Consider the following 21,324-nt stretch of genomic DNA (forward strand, 5'->3'; position numbering starts at 1 on the left):
CTGGCCTTCTCCTTCTGGCAACCAACGGCGGCGTCAGTCGACGTATTCGAGTCGAGGACGCGCCGTCATGCGGGTGACCAGCTCGTAGGCGATGGTGCCTATGTGACGGGCCACTTCTTCCGCTGCCAGGCCTTCGCCCCACAGCAGCACCTCGTCACCCACCTGGTCGGTGGCATCCGGACCCAGATCGACGGTGGCCATGTCCATCGACACCCGGCCCGCCAGCGTGACCCGGCGACCGTTGATCAGCACCGGGGTGCCGGCAGGTGCCATGCGTGGATAGCCGTCGCCGTAACCGACCGCAATCACCCCGATCCGGGTATCGCGCGGGCTGACCCAGGAGCCGGCATAGCCCACCGGCTCCCCGGCCTTGTGCTCGCGCACCGCAATCAGGCTGGTAGTGAAGTTCATCGCCGGACGCAGGCCGAAATCGGTGCCCTGCCGATCGCCAAACGGGGTAATGCCATAGAGCATGATACCGGGACGAATATAGTCGGCGTGGGCGTCGGGAAAGGCGATAACGCCGGCAGAGTTGCACAGGGCGGTATGCTTGACCTTACCGGCGGTCACCTGCTTGAAGCGGGCAATCTGCGCCTCGGTCACCGCCTGCTGATCTGGCTCGTCGGCCCGGGCGAAGTGGGTCATGGCATTCACCGGCTGCACCACCTGAGCGATGGCCGCCAGCCGGGCAAAGACTTCATCGGCCTGCTCGGGGGCAAAACCGACACGGTGCATGCCCGAGTCTATTTTCACCCACACCGTCACCGGTGCCGCCAACGGCGTCTGTTCCAGTGCCTCGAGCTGGGCATACTGATGAATGCAGAGGTGGAAGTTGTTCAGCGCAGAGAATTCCAGCTGGGCCGGGTTGAAAAACCCTTCCAGCAGCAGAATCGGCTGGCGAATGCCGCCGGCGCGCAATTTTTGTGCTTCTTCAAACCGGGCCACCGCAAACAGGTCGGCGTCGTCCTTGAGCGCCGCCGCCACGGTCAAATCGCCGTGGCCATAGGCATTGGCTTTCACCACCGCCATGGCTTTGGCCGTGGGTGCCAGCTGCTTTGCTACCTGCAGGTTATGTCGAACTGCCTCCAGACTGATGCGGGCCACCGCCCCATGTGCATCCATCTCTGCTCCTTAATAATCATCATCGAAATCCGGCCCGGCATAGTTATCGAAGCGGGAAAACTGCCCCTGAAACGTCAGCCGAACCTTGCCTATGGGTCCGTTCCGTTGCTTGCCGATGATGATTTCGGCGATGCCTTTCTCCGGGGTGTCGTCGTGATAGACCTCGTCCCGGTAGATAAACATGATCAAGTCGGCATCCTGCTCGATAGAGCCGGATTCCCGCAGATCCGAGTTAACCGGCCGCTTGTCGGCCCGCTGCTCCAGGCTTCGGTTAAGCTGGGACAGCGCAATCACCGGTACCTTCAACTCCTTGGCCAGCGACTTGAGCGAGCGGGAGATCTCGGCGATTTCCAGCGTACGGTTATCGGACAGACTGGGCACCGTCATCAATTGCAGATAGTCGATCATGATCATGCTGATGCCGCCGTGCTCCCGCGCCACGCGCCGGGCGCGGGAACGAACTTCGGTCGGCGTCAGGCCGGAAGAGTCATCGATATAGAGCTGACCTTTTTCCAGCAGCATGCCCATGGTCGAGGACAAACGAGCCCAATCTTCATCATCCAGCTGCCCGGTCCGTATGCGGGTTTGATCGATACGTCCCAGGGAAGCAAGCATCCGCATAATAATCTGCTCAGATGGCATTTCCAAGGAGAATATGAGCACAGGTTTGTCACTTGTCAGTGCAGCGTGCTCGCAAAGGTTCATTGCAAAAGTCGTTTTACCCATAGAAGGTCGGGCTGCCACTATAATCAGGTCCGAAGACTGGAAGCCCGCAGTTTTTTTATCCAAATCCGAGTAACCGGAAGACACACCGGTAATGCCCTGATGAGGATTTTTATACAGCTCTTCGATGCGATCTATGGTCTTTTCGAGCAACACCCGCAGCGGTTGCGGCCCCTCGTTGGCATTGGTTCGGCTTTCGGCAATCTTGAATACCTTGGTTTCGGCCAGATCCAGCAGCGCGGTGGAGTTGCGCCCCTGAGGATCGAAACCGGCCTCGGCAATCTCGTTGGCCACCGAGATCATTTCCCGTACCACCGCCCGCTCGCGCACTATGTCGGCATAGGCACCGATGTTGGCGGCGCTGGGGGTATTCTTGGCAATTTCCACCAGATAAGAGAAGCCGCCCACCGTGTCCAGCGACTCGTGCCGTTCCAGCTCTTCCTGCACCGTGATCAAGTCGATGGGGTTGCTGAGCTGGCTCAGTCGCTGCATGGCCTGAAAAATCAGCCGGTGCGGCCGACTGTAAAAGTCCGGCTCCGAGACCTTTTCCGCCACTCGATCCCAGGCATTGTTATCCAGCAGCAGCCCACCCAATACGGACTGTTCCGCCTCGAAGGAGTGAGGCGCCATCTTCAGCTGGGCCACGGCCTGATCGGCTTTGGTGACGGTTTTCTCGCTCATCGGTTCTCTCTCTGGTTTGGCAGCAGACCCTATTATCAGGATTTTTCATCGGCTCTGAAAGGCCCATTCTTGTCTCTGCACTCGGCAATAGCCACGCAATTTCGCTGCAAGGTCGATGTCGTATCGCTGCCATGCTGTTCCGGGCTCGGAATGACCGGCATCATCCTCAGCCGTCACCGTTCGCCCGGGTCAGGCAGGCTGGGGCTTTATTAATCACCAGTTGACATAACATGTCGCTGCTTTAGGATGTTGCCTGTCTGTCACTCAAGGAAACTACAATGCGTAAACTTCTTGCCCTGTTTACCCTGATTTTCGCCGTTGGCATCACTGCCACCGCCTTTGATGCCGAGGCCCGTAAAATGGGTGGCGGCAGCCGTTCCGTCGGCAAATCCTACAAAACCGCGCCCAGCCAGCCGGCTGCCCAGCAACAAACCGCCGGTAAAAACACCGCCGGCCAGACCCAGCAACCGAAAAAATCGGGCCTGATGGGTGGTCTGCTCGGTGGCCTGCTGGCCGGTGGCATGCTGGCCTGGCTGATGGGCTCCGGCGCCTTCGAAGGTTTCCAGATCATGGACTTCCTGATGATAGCGGGCCTGGCCTTTGCCGGCGTCATGGTGTTCAAGGCTCTGCGCAAGAACAAGGCGCCAGCCCCCAGAGCGGCTTACAACGGCCCGCAGCAGTTTGAAGCACCCAAGCCGTTTAACGCGCCCGGTCAGTCTGCTACCGGTGGCAACGCCGCTTCCGGCTTTGTGCCCAGCGATGTCCCCTTCGACCTGCCTCAGGGCTTCGACATGCAGGCATTTCTGCAAGGCTCTCGCGAGCACTATCGCACCCTGCAGCAAGCCTGGAACCAGAACGATCTGGAGAAGATTCGCGAATACGTGACGCCCGAGCTGTTTGCCGAGCTGAGCCAGGAACGCGCCAAGCTGAGCGGTGACCAGCACACCGAGGTGATGTTTGTGGATGCCGAACTGGTACGCGCCGACCACACCTCTTATCAGGCCCAGGTCAGCATCCAGTTCAGCGGTCGCTACCGCGACAGCAGCGAAGGCGTTGAGCAGGACATTCGCGAGGTATGGCACCTGGAACGCGATCTGACCAAGGACAATGCGCCCTGGTTGATCGTCGGTCTGGAAGACAACGCGTAAGCGTAACTGCCATTGAATGACAAAGGCGCCCTCGGGCGCCTTTTCTGTTTCTACATGCTTGGGGCCTTGGGGCTTTACGATAAGTCGGACAAAGGGCCCGCTCCGCCGACTCGCCGTCATAACAATCCAGTTAGATACCTGGTCATCTATTGGTTCTCAGCTCCAGAGGCAACACAGCCTCCTCCCTCGACACGCCATAAACCCATCCATGGGGGCTCGGAAATGCCGTCCATGGCATTTCACGGTCGTGGGAGGCAGTCTCTGTTTCCTCTTATTGAACATCGAGTTTGCTGCAGACGGAGCCAACAGGCGATGCCGGAGCTTCAAGGAGGATAAAGGGATCTGCTCCGCCGACCTTCTGTTTCAGGGATGAAACAGAGAGCGTAGATGGGGCGAGCTTGTCTCGCCATGACGAACTGTATCAGCCTGACCGAACATCCAGTGAATGTTCGCAGCAGGCAGAAACAGTGAGCGGCAAGTCCCATAGCGAGTCGGCGGAGCGGGCCCTTTGTCCGAGGTGTGAATAGCCCTACACAGGTTTGATCTTATGGGTATTACAAAAACGAGGTGCCGTAATCCATCGGGCTGGTGCCGAAGTAGTGGGCCAGACTCTGGCCGATGTCGGCGAAGGTGTCGCGTTTACCGAGCGCTCCCGGCCTGAGTCCGCCGCCGAGGCAGATCACCGGCACATGTTCGCGGGTATGCTCGGTACCGGGCCAGGTGGGATCACAGCCGTGATCCGCGGTCATGATCAGCAGATCTTCCGGCTGCAATTTCGCCAGCAGCTCGGGCAAGCGGCGATCAAAGGCTTCCAGCTCGGCGGCATAGCCGGCCACGTTGCGTCTATGCCCGAAGCTGGAGTCGAAGTCGACGAAGTTGGTCATGATCAGGGTTTGATCACCAGCTCCTTCCAGCGCGTTCAGGGTGGCCTCGAACAAGGCATCCAGCCCGGTGGCCTTGATCTTCCGGGTGATGCCGCAATGGGCGTAGATGTCGGCTATTTTGCCGATAGACACCACCTCGCCCTGTTTTTCCTCCACCAGCTTCTGCAGCACCGTCGGTGCCGGCGGCGCTATGCTGTAATCCCGCCGATTGCCGGTGCGGGCGAAGTCGGCGGCGCTGTTACCGATGAAAGGCCGGGCGATGACCCGACCTATGTTGTAGGGCATCAGCAGCTCGCGGGCAATGTTACAGACCCGATAGAGCCGCTCCAGGCCGAAGCGTTCTTCATGAGCGGCAATCTGAAACACCGAGTCGGCCGAGGTGTAGCAGATAGGCTTGCCACTCTTGATATGCGCTTCACCCAGTTGTTCGAGGATGGTGGTGCCCGAGGCATGGCAATTACCCAGAATGCCGGGCAGCTGCGCCTGTTCGATCAACGCCTCAATCAAGGACGAAGGAAAGCTGTGCTCGAGTTCGAGAAAATAACCCCAGTCGAACAGCACCGGCACGCCGGCCATCTCCCAGTGGCCGGACGGCGTGTCCTTGCCGGAAGACAGCTCCTGCGCGTAACCGTAACTGCCCACCACCTCGGTCGGCAGGGTCACGCCCTCGGCTACCCGGCCTGTGCTGTCGGCATGGGCATGAAAAAGACCCAGCCGGGCCAGATTGGGCAAGCTCAGCGGCCCCTGACGACCCTGATTGGCTGTTCCGCTGGCGCAGGCGGCGGCGATATGACCCAGGGTGTCGGCACCTTCGTCACCGAAGCGGGCGGCATCGGCGGCGGCACCGATGCCGAAGGAGTCGAGTACCAGCACAATGGCGCGTTTCATGTTTTCTCCTGTGACTTATGGTCATTCAATGTCGGCCAGGCTTCAAAGCCGGAGTCGACAAACCATCAAGACCGGCTCAGTAACCGGTTGCTTGCGTGTTCACATCATCGGCACCCAGGGTCTGCAGCAGGTGATTCAACAGGCTGGAGGCACCGAAGCGAAAATGCCGGGGGCTGATCCAGTCCGGCCCCATGATGCGAGCCGCCAGCCGTAAATAGTCTTGCGCCTCTTCGGTGGTACGCACCCCGCCGGCGGCCTTGAAGCCGACTTCTCTGCCTGAATCGCGAATGGTGTTCAGCATGATTTCCGCCGCCGCCAGGGTGGCATTGACCGCCACCTTGCCGGTAGAGGTCTTGATAAAGTCGGCGCCGCCCTCGATGGCAAGCTCGGCGGCGCGGCGAATCATGACGGCGCTGTTCAGCTCACCGCTTTCGATAATCACCTTGAGCTTCACCTCGCCACAGACGGCCTTGCAGGCGGTGACCAGCGCCAGCCCCAGCTGTTCTTCGTTACCTGCCAGCAGGGTACGCCAGGGAAACACCAGATCCACCTCGTCGGCGCCGGCCGCTACCGCCGCTCGGGCTTCCCGCACGGCAACGTCGATATCGTCACCACCGTGAGGAAAATTAATGACGGTGGCAATCTTTATCTGCCCCGTCGATTCCGCCTCATTCAGGGTCTGGCGCGCCACACCGATAAAACGCGGATAGACACAGACGGCGGCGACAGCACCAAACGGAGTCACTGCCGCTCGGCACAGGTCGGCCACCTTTTCATCGGTGTCGTCGTCATTAAGGCTGGTCAGATCCATCAGGCTCAGGGCCTGGCGGGCGGCAGCCTGCAATAGGGTGTCAGTCATCTTTTCTCCTGCCGTCATGTCATGACGATGTTGGCCCGGTGCAATTACTGCATTCCTGCCAGCGCCAGGAAGAAACCGGCGATGGTGGCGGACATCAGATTGGACAGGGTACCGGCCAGTACCGCCTTGAGGCCGAAACGGGCGATATCGTGCCGACGACCGGGCGCCATGCCGCCGAGGCCACCCAACAGAATGGCCACCGAGGCCAGGTTGGCAAAACCGCACAAGGCAAAGGAAATAATAGCCTTGGTATGATCAGACATCATCTGCCCGGTGCCTTCCACCAGCAGTTTATTGTCGAGGTAGGGGGCAAAGTTGATATAGGCAACAAATTCGTTAAGCACCAGTTTCTGGCCGATGAAAGAGCCGGCGATAATCGCCTCTTCCCAGGGCACGCCGAGTAAAAAGGCCAGCGGCGCAAACAACCAGCCAAGCAACAGCTCCAGGCTCAGGCTCTCCATCCCCACCCAGCTACCAAGCCCGCCCAGCATACCGTTAACCAGCGCAATCAGACCGATAAAGGCAAGCAGCATGGCCCCCACATTCACCGCCAGCCTCAGGCCGGAGCTGGCGCCGATGGCGGCGGCATCGATGATATTGGCGGGCCTTTCGTCTTGTTCATGCTCAACCTGGTCCAGAGATCCATTGGTGGCGGGCATTTCAACTTCGGGCATGATCAGCTTGGCGAACAGCAGGCCGCCCGGCGCCGCCATGAAGGAAGCGGCAATCAGATACTCCATCGGCACCCCTATGGCCGCATAACCGGCCAGCACCGAGCCGGCCACCGAGGCCAGGCCGCCGCACATCACCGCAAACAGCTCGGAGTCGGTCATGTTGGCGATAAAGGGACGCACCACCAGCGGGGCTTCGGTCTGACCCACGAAGATATTGGCGGTAGCCGACAGCGACTCGGTGCGCGTGGTACCCAGCAGCCGCTGCAAGGCGCCGCCCAAAAGGCGGATCACCCATTGCATGATGCCAAGATAATAAAGCACCGCGATCAGCGAAGAAAAGAAGATAATGACCGGCAGCACCCGCAGCGCAAAAATAAAGCCCAGACCGCTGTTAGAGGCCGCCTCCCCCACCAGACCGCCAAACAGAAAGTTTATGCCGTCGTTGCCGTAGGCAATCACCTGGGTTACCCCTGCCGACAGTGACTGCAGCATCTCCTTGCCTATCGGCACGTACAGCACCAGCGCACCCAGCCCGGCCTGCAGGGCGAAGGCGCCACCCACGGTACGCAGCCGAATGGCCGCCCTGTTGCTTGAGAACAGAATGGCGACAAACACCAACACCATCATCCCTACCAGACTCATGAGCAAGGTCATATCTCTATCCTTTCAGCGCCAGCCAGAACCGTCACCTTCATTCGACAGTCATTGTCATCTGGCTCAGCTTATACGAAGTCGTTGCTCACAGAATAGGTAACCGGCGGTAATAATCGATAAAAAAGTCAATAAAATTATCATGTTCGGAATGAAGGCACTGCCAAAGCAGATTCAGCGCCAGCCGAACAGCCGGTTCACGTTGTCTTCCAACTGCCCGGCCAGGGTGGTCTGATCCTGCCGGCGCAACCCGGCCAGCGCGCTCAACACGCGTGGTAATTGTGCCGGGTGATTGGGTTGGCCCTGAAAGCCGCACAATGGCATGTCCGGCGCATCGGTTTCCAGCACCAGGGCCTCCACCGGCATGGCGGCGATGGTCTTGCGGGTTTTACTGGCGCGCGGATAGGTGATGGTGCCGCCGATGCCGAGATGAATACCCAGCTTCCAGAATGCCTCGGCCTGCTGCAGAGAGCCGGAAAAACCGTGCAGCACGCCCCCCACCGGTGGCGTACGGCGCAGCCATTTCAGCAGTTGATCGTGGGTTTTGTGGCTGTGCAGTATCACCGGCAACGCCCGCTCCCGGGCCAGCCTGAGTTGAGCATTGAGCGCCGCCTCCTGCTCGGTCGCCGACAGTGCCAGTGTGCCATCCAGCCCCATCTCGCCCAGGGCGACGCAGCGCGCATCGGCCCGGTCCAGCGCCTGCTCCAGTTTTTTCTGCCAGCCGGCGGAGGCATCGGCCACCCACCAGGGATGCAGCCCCAACGCATGGTAAACACCGGGCAGCGAGGCACACAGTCCCGGCAGTGCCGGCCAGCGTGCTTCCTCCACCCCCGGTATCACCAGCCGGCGCACGCCCACGGCCTGCGCCCGCCGCCAGTGGCCGGCACGGTCGTCATCGAAGGCGGCAAAGTCGAAATGGCAATGGCTGTCGGTCAAGATCATCGGGCAATTCCAAAGTCGGTTTAGATTCAGCTTAACCGCCGGGCGAAAATAAAAAAGCCCCGGCACAAAGGCCGGGGCTGTTATCGGGAGCGACTAGATCAATGTTCGCGGGTCTTGCTGAACTGAATATCCGGGTAGCGTTCCTGCGCCAGATTCAGGTTGACCATGGTCGGCGCTATGTAGCTGAGGTTGTCACCGCCATCCAGCGCCAGGTTGTTCGACACCTTGCGCCGGAACTCGTCCAGCTTCCTGGCATCATCACAGTATACCCAGCGAGCAGTGGAGACGTTGACCGACTCGTACAGGGCGTCCACGTTATATTCGGACTTCAGTCGTGCCACCACCACTTCAAACTGCAGCACACCGACGGCGCCGACGATCAGGTCGTTGTTGTCGAGCGGACGGAACAGCTGTACCGCCCCTTCTTCCGACAGCTGAACCAGGCCCTTGAGCAACTGCTTCTGCTTGAGCGGATCCCGCAGCCGAATGCGACGGAACAGCTCAGGGGCGAAGTTGGGAATGCCGGAAAACTTGATGTCTTCCCCCTGAGTGAAGGTGTCGCCAATCTGGATGGTGCCGTGGTTGTGCAGACCTATGATATCGCCGGCGAAGGCTTCTTCTGCCCGCTCTCGATCGCCGGCCATGAAGGTCACCGCATCGGAAATGCTGATGGTCTTGCCCAGGCGCACATGCTTCATTTTCATGCCCTGGCTGTATTTGCCGGACACGATACGCATGAAGGCGATACGATCCCGGTGACGGGGATCCATGTTGGCCTGGATCTTAAACACGAAACCGGAAAACTTCTCTTCGCTCGCGTTCACCTCACGGTCATGGGTAGCACGCGGCATCGGCGCCGGCGCCCAGGTGCTCAGGCCGTCCAGCACATGATCCACACCGAAGTTGCCCAGGGCGGTACCAAAATAGACCGGCGTCAGTTCACCACGGAGAAACAGCTCGTGATCGAACTCGGTAGCGGCACCCAGCACCAGCTCCAGCTCTTCACGCAAGTCGGCAATTTCTTTTTCATCCATCACCTCATCCAGCGCCGGATTATCGAGCCCCTTGATGATTTTCACATCCTGGATGGTATGCCCCTTACCCGGCTGGTAGAGAATGACTTCATCGCGGTGCAGGTGATACACCCCCTTGAACCACTTGCCACTGCCAATGGGCCAGGTGATGGGCGCGCACATCATGTTCAGCTCGGTCTCGACTTCGTCCAGCAGCTCCATCGGATCGCGAATATCCCGGTCGAGCTTGTTGACGAAGGTGACGATGGGGGTGTCGCGCAGCCGGGTTACTTCCATCAGCTTGCGGGTTCTGTCTTCTACGCCCTTACCGCCGTCAATCACCATCAGGCAGGAATCCACCGCGGTCAGGGTGCGGTAGGTATCTTCCGAGAAGTCTTCATGCCCCGGGGTGTCGAGCAGGTTGATCAGGCAGTTGTTGTAGGGAAACTGCATCACAGAGGTGGTGACCGAGATGCCCCGCTCCTTTTCCATTTCCATCCAGTCGGACTTGGCATGCTGGTTGGAGCCCCGGCCCTTGACGGTACCCGCGGTCTGAATGGCATGCCCGTGCAACAGTACCTTTTCGGTGATGGTGGTCTTACCCGCATCCGGGTGCGAAATAATGGCGAAAGTACGGCGCTTGGCGACTTCCTGCTGGAATTGCGGTGATGACATGGTCGGCTTTCTTCTACTTTGATGAAGGAGCAAAGGGCAACGGTCGGCGCTTCACTCGGGGAACGACAGATAAAACGGAGGCTATTGTCCCCGATCCGCGCCGGATCCTCAATCGGCAGTTACGTTCAGCCTGCCTGAAAAGTCGATTTTATCACCGGCCTTCATCCCGGAACCGCTTGTCGTTATCATGCTCTTTTGTACTCGTGAAGCTCACCGTATCATGTCCCGATCCTACTGCCACGCCTGCCACCTGCCCCAGAGCGCCTGCCTGTGCGCCCATGTTTTGCCCCAGCCCTGCCCCTTGCCGGTGCTGATACTGCAGCATCCGCTGGAAGCCAGGCACGCCAAGAGCACTGTGCCCCTGTTGCGGCTGGCATTACCCGACATGCAACTGGCCATCACCGAATACCTGGATCCCCTGCCTCCACCGGCCAGGGGACGCTGGTGGCTGCTGTATCCGACCGAGCAGGCGCTGGATGTGGATGCCGAGGGAGCGACACTGCCGAAGGCCGACATCGGAGGATTGATCGTACTGGACGGCACCTGGCGCAAGACCCGCAGGCTGTTGCATCTCAACCCCTGGCTACGCGAACTGCCGACGCTGAGTTTCAGCCAGGCACCGGCCGGCGAATATGTCATTCGCAAGGGGCCCGGTGGCCAGGCACTGTCGACGCTAGAGAGTCTGGCTCATGTGCTGAACCGGCTGGATACCGGTTTTGACCCGGCGCCATTACATCAGTTGCTCAAGGTCAGGGTCGATCAGTTCAAGGCCCATCAAGCCCCTGCTAACGGCCGGGGCTAGCCCACGCAACGGCGATCGAGAAGCGGTACAGGGCAGGCCGACAAGATTTGATGCAACATGTAGCCATCTTCGATACATTTTTTTCGGAATTTAACTGCTCATTTGATCACAAGATCCGCTATTATTATGCCGCTTGGTTTCAGCTGGGCATTTTTTAGCCTGAAACCGATTCCTGAACGCTTTCATCGAGGGTAATCACCAAGGCTTTGATATATATAGCTTTTACCTTTGTCGAAAACGTTAATTCAGGATTTGCAATAGGTTTAATATGATTTCACTGTTAAATAACATTGACATTCATCATATAATTGAAAAAAATCTACACACAAATTGTCAACATTTTGAATTTCAATCCGTACACAATTTGAACACGAGAAGGCAGCGCATGTGGTCTCAGCACCCGGCTCAACGCAAGCTGGGCATCTGTTTCGATGCGCTAGGGTCCCAACTAAAAATATGAAACAGAGAAGGTAAGACCATGGAAGCGTATCTGCTGGATTTTGGTAACTTATTAATAAGATGGCTGCACGTCATCGCGGCCATCGCATGGCTGGGTGAGTCAATTTACTTCGTTATGCTGGATAACGGCCTCAAGCCACCCAAGGGTGAAGCCTGTAAGAAAAAAGGCGTATTTGGTGAAATGTGGGCGGTGCACGGTGGTGGTTTTTACCACAACCAGAAGTATGCGAGCAGCCCGGAAGATCTGCCGGAAGATCTGCACTGGTCATTCTGGAAGGCCTACACCACCTGGTTGTCAGGTTTTGGTCTCTTCACCCTGTTGTATCTGACCAAGCCGAGCTTCTACCTGGTTAATCACAACAGCCCGTGGGAATGGGCCGCCAACATGACTGGCACCCAGGCAAACATTGCCGCTCTGGCCTTCCTGGCGCTGGGTTGGATTGTGTATAACGAGCTGTGTAAGCGCATCAGCCCCAACATGACCCGCGATGGTATCCTGAGTGTTGCCGTTGCCGTGATGATGGTTGTGGTGGCTTACCTGAGCACGCACATCTTCTCTGGCCGTGCCGCCTTCCTGCTGACCGGTGCCGTTATGGCCACCGCCATGTCTGCCAACGTGTTCTTCTGGATCATCCCGGGCCAGCGCCGCATGGTTAATGCCATGAAGGCCGGTGAAAAACCAAACCCGATTGATGGTTTGCGTGGCAAGCAGCGCTCGGTACACAACACCTACTTCACCCTGCCCGTTGTATTGCTGATGCTGAGTAATCACTACTCCTTCACCTTCACTCACTCGCTGTCCTGGGTGATCATGGTGCTGTTCATCTTTGCCGGTGCCTTGATTCGTCAGTACTTTGTATTGATGCACGGTGGCAAAATCCGTCCTGGTTACCCGATTGCCGGTGTGGCACTGATTCTGGTTGCCGTCTGGGTTGGCGCTCCCAGCACTTCCAAGACCGTAGCGGCGCCTCAGGCTCCGGCTCAAAACAGTGCTACCGTGACCGACGCCGAACAGGCAGGTGACGCCGTGCAAGCAGTTGAAGGTGCGGCCTCTGGTGAAGTCACTCTGGCGCAAGTAGAAACCATCATGGACAACCGTTGCGTACAGTGCCACGCAGTCAACCCGACTCAGGCCGGCTTTGCCGCCGCCCCTCTGGGTGTGATACTGGACTCTGCCGAGCAGATTAAACTGCAGGCCGATCGCATCAAGCAGGTCGTTGCCAGCAAGTACATGCCGCTGGGTAACATGAGCGGCATGACCGACGACGAGCGCGCCATGATTGCCGCCTGGAACGGTCAGTAAGCTAGAAATGACGTAGCTATTCGCTAATGTCAAAAGGCCCGCATGATGCGGGCCTTTTTTATTGGCCGCCCGCCGGCACCCTGCACTTCCCTCCTCTCGGACTGACCATACGGTCATAAACGCCTTTCGCTTTTTCATCCGGCAATAACTACACTGCAGCGCACAATCGAAAGCACAGTGGCGACTGAAAACCGCTTTCTTTCAACATTAAATTAATATTATTTCTACCTCATTCAACAATGCACCGCAAAATAAAGGGTAGACTCCAGAGTGGGCCATGAGTAACTGCCCCCGTCACTCACACACAAGGACTCGCCAGCATGAATACGCCAAACCTCGATATGAATGAAAAAATCTGTGTTGTCACCGGTGCCGCCAGAGGCCTGGGCCGCGCCATCAGTGAAACCCTGGCCCAGGCCGGTGCGGCACGCGTCTATGCCTGCGACATCAACATGGCACCGGCCGAAGACTGGATTGGCGACTACGCCAATATCACCGCCATTACCCTGGATGTATGCGACCCGGTCGCCCTGAGCGCCTTGAACAGCCGTATCATGGACGAACAGGGCCGGGTCGATGTGCTGGTCAACAATGCCGGTATCACCCGCGACGCCCTGCTCGAAAAAATGACCGAATCCGACTGGGATCGAGTGCTGGACGTCAATCTCAAGGGCGTATTCATGATGACCCAGGCCATGCTGCCGCTGATGAAGCTGCAGGCCAGGGGCAGCATTGTCAGCATCTCGTCGGTGGTGGGTACCGACGGCAATATAGGCCAGAGCAACTACGCGGCCAGCAAGGGCGGCATTATCGCCATGACCAAGGGGTGGGCGAAAGAATTCGTCTATGGTGGCGCCCAGATCCGCGCCAACTGCATCGCCCCCGGCTTTATCAATACCGAGATGACCCAGGCGGTACCGGAAAAAGTACTCGAGAAAATGACGGCCCGCATTCCGCTGGGCGCGTTGGGTGAAGCACAGGATATTGCCGAAGGGGTGCTGTTTCTGGCCGGTGACCGGGCCCGTTACATCACCGGTCAGGTACTGAAAATAGACGGCGGTCTGGTGCTGTAATTAATCAACCTACAGGGCCCATAAAATAAAAGCAGCGGCCTGGGCCGCTGGTTTTATTATCTCGCTTGCAGGACTGTTTACAGGGTTTCGCCGGGGAAGTTCTTGCGATAGCGGGCTTCGCTTTTTTCCATCAGTCGCTGACCTTTTTTGACCATGCTCTGTCCATCCTTGATGTTGTCTTTGCCGTCCTCGACCTGACGCTCACCCTTGGCCTGCAGCTTCTCGCCTTTCAGCACCAGCTCGTTGCCCTGGTTCCACTGCTTGCCGATGTCTTGTGCCGCCTCGCTGCGAGACAGCATTTTTTCACCGGTGGTCGGGGTTCCCGCACAGCCTGCGGCCAATAATACCACCACGCCGAGCACTCCCGGCTTCAATGTATTTTTCATGCGAGTTACCTTTATCTTATTGGTACGAATGAGACCACGATCCCATAAGACTTGCTTGGCGTCACCCTGAAATGCATTTTGCCACCCAAGCAGCCCATGCCGTCACAGCATTTCGGCTCTACTGCTCAGGTGCAGCCGACGCCGCAATCGTCGCGCCAGCGAGTCCACCAGCATGTTCAGCCCGGCACAAACCAGCAGCAGCACCATGGCCCGGTCGAAACGAAATTCGCTGAATGCCGAGTCGATAAAAAAGCCCAGCGTCGGAATGCCCAGCATGCCGAGGATGGCGGTTTCCCGAATCAGATTTTCGAAGCGATACAGGCTGTAGGCCAGAAAGGCCCGGTACAAACGGGGCAATACCTCGAAGCAATACAGATTAAGCCCCCTGGGCGCGTCTTCACGCAACGTCAGGGTATTGAGGTGATGGCCGAGCAGGTGAGCGATGATGGCGCCGTTATGCAGCCCCAACGCCAGCACCGCCGGCAACATGCCCGGCCCCAGCAGCAGCATGCCGATAAAGGCCAGCAGGTATTCCGGCAAGGAACGCATCAGCACCAGCCAGCCATGGCTGCCGGCGCGAGTCAGGCCATTGCCGAAGCGGCGTGAAATCGCCGGAAACCACAACAGCGCCAACACCCCGGTCACCAGCAGCGCCAGCATGGCCAGCACCAGGGTATTGAACAGGCCGGGCACAATTTGCTGCAGCCACAGCTCCTGCAGCCAGGGCAGCAGCCCGGCCCAGTCACCGCTGCGCAGGGGGGCTGGCACCACATCTTCGGTAAAGAAACGCGCCATCAGCGACCCGTTCAGGCTGGCCACCGGCGGCAGCCAGAGCAGCGCGGCCAGCAGATACAGCGGCACCAGCCGGGGCCTGAGCCACCATTTGAGGGTGGCGATAATCAGCACCAGCGCATAAAAAAAGCTGGCCGCCTCGCCGTAATAGCCCTGGCGCAGCAAGGACTCCAGGTGATAACCCAGGGTGGGCAGGCCGATAAAGCCCAGCACCGCCGAGCTGCGAATGCCACACTCCAGCCGGTAACCGGTGTAGGTCGCCATCTGCCGCCAGCACAGCGGCAACTGTACAAACAGCAGCCGCGAGGCCCATCCCAGTCCCGGCTCCAGCGCCTGCTCGGGCGACGGATCCGCCTCTTCAAACAGCTCGCCGTAGATCTTGGCGAAGGTGCCCGCATAGGGCAGCGCGATGGCCAGCATGCCGGCCGGGGCCGACAGCCCCAGCAACTGAATGAACAACAGCGCCCAGAACAGCTCGTGCACCGCCCGAAGCCCCGCCGACAAGCGCCGAATGGCCGCATGCCGATACCCCGCCGCCAGCCCCAGGCCCAGCACGGCGCCCAGCGCCACGCCCTGCAGGGCAAAAGCCAGGGTGTTGGCGATGGCGCCGCCCAGCGTGGCCAGCGCCGGCAATTGCGGCTGCAACAGTCCGGCGCCCAGCCGGGCAAGCTCACCCCAGGGATCCACCGCCGTGATCGACAAGTCGGCCCAGGGCAGGCACAGCAATGCCAGCAGCACCAGCAACAGGCTGCTGTGCACCATGGCGCGAGCGGGTTCTGGCCGAGCCTTCAGCATATGCGTTCCATCAACGCCATTGGTACTGGGTGTGCTGCTGATACAGGGTATGCAGTTGGCCCGCCGTCAGCGTCTGGCTGGCGGCATCCAGCACCACCCGTCCCTCGCGCAGACCCACCACTCGCGTGCAGTGAGTGAGTGCCTGCTCCACGTTATGCAGCGCCAGCACCACGGTGTCGTGCCGACGACAGATCAGCCGCAACAGCTCGTCGGCCTGGCGCTCGTCCAGTGCCGACACCGGCTCATCGCCGATGAAGATGGGCTTTTGCTGATACAGGGCCCGCCCCAGGCTGACCCGGCTCTGCTGACCGCCCGACAGCCGCTCGGCGGCAGCCCATAACTGGTGTTGCAAGCCCAGCTCCGCCGCCAGGGCGGTAATGTCTGCCTTGGGCTTCGCCAGCGGCCGCACCAGATTGGCCAGGTTGTACCAGAACGGGTGACGATTCAGCCGCCCCATGTAGATGTTGTGAAAGGCCGACAGCATGGGCACCAGTCCCGGCTGTTGCGGGCACCAGGCCACCTCGGCCGGGCGCAGCTCACGCAACCGACGCAGCAGGGTGCTCTTGCCGGTGCCGGACTCCCCCAGCAGGGCCACTTTTTCACCCCGGCGCAACTCGAGCGACAACTCGTGCAGCACAGGGCTGCCCGCATAGCCGAGGGACTCCTGCCGAAAGCGGAACAGACAGCTGTCGGCACTCATTTACTGGGCGGGATCCATGATGCCGATGGCCACGGCGGTGTCACGAATGGGCGCGTAATCGGCGTTGGTAGCCTTGACGAAGCCGGAACGGGGAAAGGCCGCCAGCAGTGCCGGATCGGTCATTTCCAGCAGTGCCTGCTGTACTTTTTCCTTGAAGCCGTCACCGAAGCGAGCATTCACATCGCCGCGAATGCTCCACTGGTAATCCGGGTAGCTTGGCGTGGACCAGATCACACCGACCTTGCTGTCGTCGATGTTGCCCTTGGCTTTTTCCGCATCCCACACCGCGTAGTTCACCGCACCCACTTCAAAGGCACCGGACTGCACCAGGCTGATGGTGCGGTTGTGATCACCGGAAAAACCGACCCGGGAAAACAGCTGCTCCGGCGCCTGACCGAAGTGCTGACGCAGGAAGAACTCGGGCATCAGACGGCCGGAGGTCGAGCCCTTGTCGCCGAAGGTAAAGCGCGTGCCGGCCAGTTCGGCAGGTAATTGCTCACTTTCGGTCAAACCCGTGCTGTGGTGGGCGATGATGTAGCTGACGAAGGTGGTGTCTTCCTTGCCCTGGGCGATGGCTTCGCTGCCGGGGACCAGTTCGCGTGCCTGCACACCGGTCAGGCCACCAAACCAGGCCAGTTGCACCTGATCGTTACGAAAGGCGCTCACCGCCGCCGGGTAGCTTTTTACCGGAATGTACTGCACTTCCACGCCCAGCTTGTCGGTCAGGTAATCGGCGATCTTGCCGAAACGCTCGGTCAGGTGGCGCTCGTCCTGATCCGGAATGGCGGTAAACACGAAGGGGTCGGCTTGCGCCGGTACCAGGGCACTCAGGCACAGGGCGGTGAGGCCCAGCAGACGGGTTCGAAGAGCAACAGCAATGGTCATGATCACGGGTCCAAAAAATGGGGGGCCCGGATTATAACCGATGACGGGCCCGGATCAGAGTCCGAACCAACCGTTCATCTGCGTCATGTACACCAAAGTGCCGGCAAGAATGCTGAGCAGCGCCTGCCGACGCCACACCTGCAACACCGCCACCACCATTACCGCCACTATCTGGGCCCGGCCGTCGGCCGGGCTGCTCCAGTTGTGCACCCCCATGGCATAGAGGGTCAGCAGCACCATCATCGCCACCGGCAGGCGCCGCCCCAGGATCTGGATGCGGCGGTGATGGGCAATGAAGCCCCGCGCCACGAAGGGAAAGGCGCGCAGGCCAAAGGTGACTGCCGCCATGATCAGCGCCGCCAGCAGATAATCCAGTTCAGTCATGGGCGGGCTCCGGTTGTGATTCCGGCCAGGCCAGCAATACCAGCACCAGCATCACCGAGGCCGCCAGCAGGAAGTACTCACTTATCCAGATACCGGCAACGACGGCGGCCACCAGCCCGAGCAAGACCGCCCCCCAGTCACGCCGGGCACGGATTTGCTCTACCGCCAGCACGGTAAAGAGTGCGGTCAGGGCGAAGTCCAGCCCCTGCAGCCCCGGCGGCAAGCCACGCGCCAGCACCATGCCGGCCAGGGTGCCGAGCACCCAGTATGACTGATTGAACAACACCACCAGCAGCGCTGTCTTGCTGTCGTTTACCTGACCCGGCGCACTGAGCAGGGAATAGGTTTCGTCGGTAATGCCGAAGATGAAATAGGGTCGGCCCAGCACGCCTTTCGGCAACAGGTGATAGAGCGACAGGCCGTAAAACAGGTGGCGAAAATTGACCAGCAGCGAGGCCACCGCCAGATCAAGCCAGCCGATTCCCGCCGACAGCATGCCCACCGCCAGATACTGCAACGCACCGGCATAGACGACAATGCTCATCAGCGGGGCCCAGTACCAGCTGAGCCCGGCATCAATCCACAGCACCCCGAACACGGCGCCCAGCGGCAAATAGCCCATCATCACCGGCAGGGTAAGCGGCAGTACGCCGCGCCAGCTTGTCATCACCTTATACTCCGACATCCATAAGACATTAGAAAATAAGGGTTTTGTCGACGAGTAGCAAGGCGCGACCGCTTAATGGCGTAAATCAGTCGACCGCTTCAGTTTTCTCCGGAAAGGCCAGCATGAAGGCGGTGCCGCCTTCATCACTTTCCACCTGAACCCGCCCCTCGTGCAGTTGCATGATGGAGCGAACAATCGCCAGCCCCAGACCACCGGTATTACCGGAGTTGGTACGCGAGGCGTCACAACGATAAAAGCGGTCAAACAGCCGTGGCAGGTGCTCGGGACCAATCGGCATTCCCTGGTTATGCACTCGAACCACACAGTGCCCCTGCTCTACCGAACTGCTGATCACCACGGCGCCGCCGGCACGACCGTAACGCAGGGCGTTGGCCAGCAGATTGGCCAATGCCCGACGCAGCAGATCCGGATCGGCCCAGACGGTGCCTTCGGCCTGGTTGAGCAGCAGCATGTCTTCGTCTTCCGCCACCCCTTCAAAATACTCGCACAACTGCTCGACCAGCTCGTTCAGATCCAGCGCCTGTCGATTGATCGAGGCCTTGGGTTGTTCGGCACGCGCCAGAAACAGCATGCTGTCGACCATTCGCGCCAGCCGCTCGTATTCTTCCTGATGGGAGGCCAGCAGGCTTTCGTATTCCTCGGTGGAGCGCGGCTTGCGCAGCGTATGCTCGGTGTGGCCCATCAGGTTGCTCAGCGGGGTGCGAATTTCGTGGGCCAGATCCTCGGAGAAACGCGACAACTGTTCGAAGCCGCCTTCCAGCCGGGCCAGCATCTGGTTAAGGGTGCTGCCCAGGGTTTGCAGCTCCCGGGGCAGATGGGCGGTATTCAGCCGACGGTGCAGGCGCTGCACATCAATGGTCTCGGCCTGGCGCGCCAGCAGGCGTACCGGCCGCAATCCGCGCCGGCTGACCAGCCAGCCAAGCATAAAGGCCGCCAGGGCACCGGCCGCCATCGCCAATAGCAGCTTCAGCTTGTAGGCCGCCAGCATCTGATTACGGGGCTCCAGCTGTTTACCAGCGATCAGCAGCAGGGGCTGCTGTTCGTATTCCACATAGCGCCAGGCCAGTCGCGCCTGATGGTCCTTATCGAAACCCAGCTGGGACTGATCACTCTGCCCCAGGGTCGGCAATGGCAGGTCGGCGGGATTCACCGAGATCAGCACCTCGCCTTCAGAATCCAGCACCCACAGCAGGCTGTCCTGATTGCCCAGCATGTTGGCGTACAGCTGGGGTCGGTTACGCAGGGTGGCAATGCTGTCGCTGTCGCTGAGCAGCGCCTGCATGTGCTCGAGCCGCCCCAACAGGCTTTGATCGTCTCGCCAAATCAACTCTCGCTGCAGCGAGTAATACAGATAAAAACCGATGCTGCCGAGCAGCAAAGTGCTCACCAGGGCAAACATCACCGCCAGCCGCACACTCAGCGACGAACCGATTTTACTCACGCTCTTACCTCGCACACGTAGCCCATGCCACGCACCGTGTGGATCAGCTTTTGATCATAGGCATCGTCTATCTTGCCGCGCAGGCGGCGAATGGCCACGTCCACCACATTGGTGTCGCTGTCGAAGTTCATATGCCAGACCTGAGAGGCTATGTAGGTGCGCGACAAGACTTCACCTTCGTGGCTGAGCAGCAGCTGCAACAGGGTAAACTCCTTGTTGGTGAGATCGATGCGCTGGCCGCCACGGGTGACGCGCCGGCTCAATGGCTCCAGTTGCAGATCGGCCAGCTCATACAGGGACACCTCGCGTTGAGGTCCGCGCCGCAGCAGCTTGCGTGCCCGCGCCAGCAGTTCGGCATAGGAAAATGGCTTGGCAAGATAATCATCCGCGCCTTGCTCCAGCCCACGCACCTTGTCTTCTACCGCATCGCGGGCACTCAGGCAGATAACCGGGGTGTCCGAGGTACGGCGAATGGTTTTCAGCAGTTGCCAGCCATCGAGACCCGGCAGCATGATGTCGAGAATAATGAGGTCGAAGTTCCCCTCTTCTATCATGTACTTGCCTTCCAGTCCGTCCTTGGCCACTTCCACCAGATAGCCGGACTCGCTGAATCCCTTCTTCAGGTAATCGGCCGTTTTTGGCTCGTCTTCCACCACTAGAATTTTCATCTGCTGCTCCTCTCGCCCGCCGGCTGCTGTTGATGGCGCCGACTGTATCACTCAATACACAAGCCCGGGTAATGCCTCGACCCAAGATGACAACTTTGTAATCCAGAGGTAATGGGTTTGATATGCCGACTAAGGCACTATGGCTCCATCAACAGGCAAGCACATCGGCAGCGCGACAAATAACCCGTTGCAACCACTGCAGACCACCTTGTCTTATTTAATGTAGAAACTGACGAACCTCAGGAGAAATAATATGAACAAGCTTAAATCTGTAATGGCCGGCGTGATGCTGACCGGTGCTTCTACTCTGGCCGTTGCTGCCGGCAACCCGCTGAGCGTTCACGTACTGAACCTGGAAAACGGTCTGCCTTCACCCGGCGTTCAGGTGGTTCTGGAACAGCAGCAAGGTAACGAGTGGACTCAGCTCAGCACCGGTGTGACCAACGAGCAGGGCCGTATTACCGCCCTGTTCCCCGAAGGCCAATCGCTGGAAAACGGCAACTACCGCGTGACCTTTGAAACCGGCGAATGGTTCAAAGAGCACGACACCGCCACCTTCTTCCCGGAAGTACCGGTGATCTTCTCTGCCGACGCCAGCGTAGAGCACTACCACATTCCGCTGCTGCTGAGCCCTTACGGTTTCTCTACCTACCGCGGCAACTAAGCCCTGCCACTGTAGTCAACACCA

General features: G+C 59.3%; 20 protein-coding genes. 5 read left to right on the top strand and 15 right to left on the bottom strand.

The window, feature by feature from the left end:
- Positions 1-33: 33 nt before the first annotated feature.
- Both alr and dnaB read right to left on the bottom strand, forming a co-directional pair.
- On the bottom strand, positions 34-1,122 hold the full coding sequence (gene alr / locus ABD827_RS10085; RefSeq protein WP_344964621.1) for an alanine racemase: 1,089 nt from the start codon (positions 1,120-1,122) through the stop codon (positions 34-36).
- 9 nt (positions 1,123-1,131) lie between these two features.
- Positions 1,132-2,526, bottom strand: a complete 1,395-nt coding sequence (gene dnaB / locus ABD827_RS10090) for a replicative DNA helicase (RefSeq protein ID WP_344964623.1) — start codon at positions 2,524-2,526, stop codon at positions 1,132-1,134.
- 278 nt (positions 2,527-2,804) lie between these two features.
- Here dnaB and ABD827_RS10095 point away from each other — a divergent pair, with 278 nt between their 5' ends.
- A complete protein-coding gene (locus ABD827_RS10095) occupies positions 2,805-3,674 on the top strand; it encodes a Tim44 domain-containing protein (RefSeq protein WP_344964625.1) in 870 nt (289 codons plus the stop codon).
- A 554-nt stretch (positions 3,675-4,228) separates the two neighbouring features.
- Here ABD827_RS10095 and ABD827_RS10100 read toward each other — a convergent pair.
- The 5 genes from ABD827_RS10100 to prfC form a co-directional block, all read right to left on the bottom strand.
- Complete coding sequence (locus ABD827_RS10100; protein WP_344964627.1) at positions 4,229-5,446, bottom strand: phosphopentomutase; 1,218 nt, start codon at positions 5,444-5,446, stop codon at positions 4,229-4,231.
- 76 nt (positions 5,447-5,522) lie between these two features.
- On the bottom strand, positions 5,523-6,305 hold the full coding sequence (gene deoC / locus ABD827_RS10105; RefSeq protein ID WP_344964629.1) for a deoxyribose-phosphate aldolase: 783 nt from the start codon (positions 6,303-6,305) through the stop codon (positions 5,523-5,525).
- 44 nt (positions 6,306-6,349) lie between these two features.
- The gene (locus ABD827_RS10110) at positions 6,350-7,633 is read right to left on the bottom strand and encodes a NupC/NupG family nucleoside CNT transporter (protein WP_344964631.1); all 1,284 of its coding nucleotides are present in this window, start codon (positions 7,631-7,633) and stop codon (positions 6,350-6,352) included.
- 171 nt (positions 7,634-7,804) lie between these two features.
- Complete coding sequence (locus ABD827_RS10115) at positions 7,805-8,572, bottom strand: TatD family hydrolase (protein ID WP_344964633.1); 768 nt, start codon at positions 8,570-8,572, stop codon at positions 7,805-7,807.
- A gap of 98 nt (positions 8,573-8,670) precedes the next feature.
- Complete coding sequence (gene prfC, locus ABD827_RS10120) at positions 8,671-10,260, bottom strand: peptide chain release factor 3 (RefSeq protein ID WP_344964635.1); 1,590 nt, start codon at positions 10,258-10,260, stop codon at positions 8,671-8,673.
- A 220-nt stretch (positions 10,261-10,480) separates the two neighbouring features.
- Here prfC and ABD827_RS10125 point away from each other — a divergent pair, with 220 nt between their 5' ends.
- From ABD827_RS10125 to fabG, 3 genes are all read left to right on the top strand, one after another.
- A complete protein-coding gene (locus tag ABD827_RS10125; RefSeq protein ID WP_344964638.1) occupies positions 10,481-11,062 on the top strand; it encodes a tRNA-uridine aminocarboxypropyltransferase in 582 nt (193 codons plus the stop codon).
- A gap of 478 nt (positions 11,063-11,540) precedes the next feature.
- Entirely contained in the window at positions 11,541-12,824 is a 1,284-nt protein-coding gene (locus tag ABD827_RS10130; protein ID WP_344964640.1) for a urate hydroxylase PuuD, read from the top strand.
- A gap of 320 nt (positions 12,825-13,144) precedes the next feature.
- Positions 13,145-13,897 (top strand): 3-oxoacyl-ACP reductase FabG, encoded by a 753-nt coding sequence (fabG, locus tag ABD827_RS10135; protein WP_344964642.1) that lies wholly within the window; start codon positions 13,145-13,147, stop codon positions 13,895-13,897.
- Positions 13,898-13,974: 77 nt separating this feature from the next.
- On the opposite strand, the gene ABD827_RS10140 is transcribed toward fabG, so the two are convergent.
- The 8 genes from ABD827_RS10140 to ABD827_RS10175 form a co-directional block, all read right to left on the bottom strand.
- Positions 13,975-14,283 (bottom strand): hypothetical protein, encoded by a 309-nt coding sequence (locus ABD827_RS10140; protein WP_344964644.1) that lies wholly within the window; start codon positions 14,281-14,283, stop codon positions 13,975-13,977.
- A 102-nt stretch (positions 14,284-14,385) separates the two neighbouring features.
- Positions 14,386-15,870, bottom strand: a complete 1,485-nt coding sequence (locus ABD827_RS10145; RefSeq protein ID WP_344964646.1) for a PhnE/PtxC family ABC transporter permease — start codon at positions 15,868-15,870, stop codon at positions 14,386-14,388.
- A 10-nt stretch (positions 15,871-15,880) separates the two neighbouring features.
- On the bottom strand, positions 15,881-16,570 hold the full coding sequence (locus ABD827_RS10150) for an ATP-binding cassette domain-containing protein (RefSeq protein ID WP_344964647.1): 690 nt from the start codon (positions 16,568-16,570) through the stop codon (positions 15,881-15,883).
- Positions 16,571-17,455 carry a putative selenate ABC transporter substrate-binding protein gene (locus ABD827_RS10155; RefSeq protein ID WP_344964649.1) on the bottom strand — a complete coding sequence of 295 codons (885 nt, stop codon included), beginning with the start codon at positions 17,453-17,455 and terminating at the stop codon, positions 16,571-16,573.
- Positions 17,456-17,509: 54 nt separating this feature from the next.
- Positions 17,510-17,839, bottom strand: coding sequence for a branched-chain amino acid transporter permease (locus tag ABD827_RS10160; protein WP_344964651.1), 330 nt, complete (start codon positions 17,837-17,839; stop codon positions 17,510-17,512).
- On the bottom strand, positions 17,832-18,506 hold the full coding sequence (locus ABD827_RS10165) for an AzlC family ABC transporter permease (RefSeq protein ID WP_344964653.1): 675 nt from the start codon (positions 18,504-18,506) through the stop codon (positions 17,832-17,834). Before ABD827_RS10165 ends, ABD827_RS10160 begins: the two co-directional genes overlap by 8 nt.
- An 85-nt stretch (positions 18,507-18,591) precedes the next feature.
- A complete protein-coding gene (locus ABD827_RS10170) occupies positions 18,592-19,968 on the bottom strand; it encodes a heavy metal sensor histidine kinase (RefSeq protein WP_344964655.1) in 1,377 nt (458 codons plus the stop codon).
- A complete protein-coding gene (locus ABD827_RS10175; RefSeq protein WP_344964657.1) occupies positions 19,965-20,636 on the bottom strand; it encodes a heavy metal response regulator transcription factor in 672 nt (223 codons plus the stop codon). Before ABD827_RS10175 ends, ABD827_RS10170 begins: the two co-directional genes overlap by 4 nt.
- Before the next feature lie 253 nt (positions 20,637-20,889).
- Between ABD827_RS10175 and uraH the strand changes: the two genes are divergently transcribed.
- Positions 20,890-21,300, top strand: a complete 411-nt coding sequence (gene uraH / locus ABD827_RS10180; RefSeq protein ID WP_344964660.1) for a hydroxyisourate hydrolase — start codon at positions 20,890-20,892, stop codon at positions 21,298-21,300.
- Positions 21,301-21,324 lie beyond the last annotated feature (24 nt).

Origin of the sequence: Oceanisphaera sediminis (genome assembly GCF_039539745.1) — a bacterium.
GTDB classification, from domain to species: Bacteria; Pseudomonadota; Gammaproteobacteria; order Enterobacterales; family Aeromonadaceae; genus Oceanimonas; species Oceanimonas sediminis.

Bases quoted from the DNA above. Each gene is read 5' to 3' on its own strand.
- ABD827_RS10095 (WP_344964625.1), top strand. From the start codon at position 2,805: ATGCGTAAACTTCTTGCCCTGTTTACCCTGATTTTCGCCGTTGGCATC.
- fabG (WP_344964642.1), top strand. From the start codon at position 13,145: ATGAATACGCCAAACCTCGATATGAATGAAAAAATCTGTGTTGTCACC.
- ABD827_RS10165 (WP_344964653.1), bottom strand. From the start codon at position 18,506: ATGACAAGCTGGCGCGGCGTACTGCCGCTTACCCTGCCGGTGATGATG.
- ABD827_RS10160 (WP_344964651.1), bottom strand. From the start codon at position 17,839: ATGACTGAACTGGATTATCTGCTGGCGGCGCTGATCATGGCGGCAGTC.
- ABD827_RS10115 (WP_344964633.1), bottom strand. From the start codon at position 8,572: ATGATCTTGACCGACAGCCATTGCCATTTCGACTTTGCCGCCTTCGAT.
- dnaB (WP_344964623.1), bottom strand. From the start codon at position 2,526: ATGAGCGAGAAAACCGTCACCAAAGCCGATCAGGCCGTGGCCCAGCTG.
- ABD827_RS10110 (WP_344964631.1), bottom strand. From the start codon at position 7,633: ATGACCTTGCTCATGAGTCTGGTAGGGATGATGGTGTTGGTGTTTGTC.
- prfC (WP_344964635.1), bottom strand. From the start codon at position 10,260: ATGTCATCACCGCAATTCCAGCAGGAAGTCGCCAAGCGCCGTACTTTC.
- ABD827_RS10140 (WP_344964644.1), bottom strand. From the start codon at position 14,283: ATGAAAAATACATTGAAGCCGGGAGTGCTCGGCGTGGTGGTATTATTG.
- ABD827_RS10125 (WP_344964638.1), top strand. From the start codon at position 10,481: ATGTCCCGATCCTACTGCCACGCCTGCCACCTGCCCCAGAGCGCCTGC.
- deoC (WP_344964629.1), bottom strand. From the start codon at position 6,305: ATGACTGACACCCTATTGCAGGCTGCCGCCCGCCAGGCCCTGAGCCTG.
- ABD827_RS10130 (WP_344964640.1), top strand. From the start codon at position 11,541: ATGGAAGCGTATCTGCTGGATTTTGGTAACTTATTAATAAGATGGCTG.
- ABD827_RS10175 (WP_344964657.1), bottom strand. From the start codon at position 20,636: ATGAAAATTCTAGTGGTGGAAGACGAGCCAAAAACGGCCGATTACCTG.
- ABD827_RS10155 (WP_344964649.1), bottom strand. From the start codon at position 17,455: ATGACCATTGCTGTTGCTCTTCGAACCCGTCTGCTGGGCCTCACCGCC.
- ABD827_RS10100 (WP_344964627.1), bottom strand. From the start codon at position 5,446: ATGAAACGCGCCATTGTGCTGGTACTCGACTCCTTCGGCATCGGTGCC.
- alr (WP_344964621.1), bottom strand. From the start codon at position 1,122: ATGGATGCACATGGGGCGGTGGCCCGCATCAGTCTGGAGGCAGTTCGA.
- ABD827_RS10145 (WP_344964646.1), bottom strand. From the start codon at position 15,870: ATGCTGAAGGCTCGGCCAGAACCCGCTCGCGCCATGGTGCACAGCAGC.
- uraH (WP_344964660.1), top strand. From the start codon at position 20,890: ATGAACAAGCTTAAATCTGTAATGGCCGGCGTGATGCTGACCGGTGCT.
- ABD827_RS10150 (WP_344964647.1), bottom strand. From the start codon at position 16,570: ATGAGTGCCGACAGCTGTCTGTTCCGCTTTCGGCAGGAGTCCCTCGGC.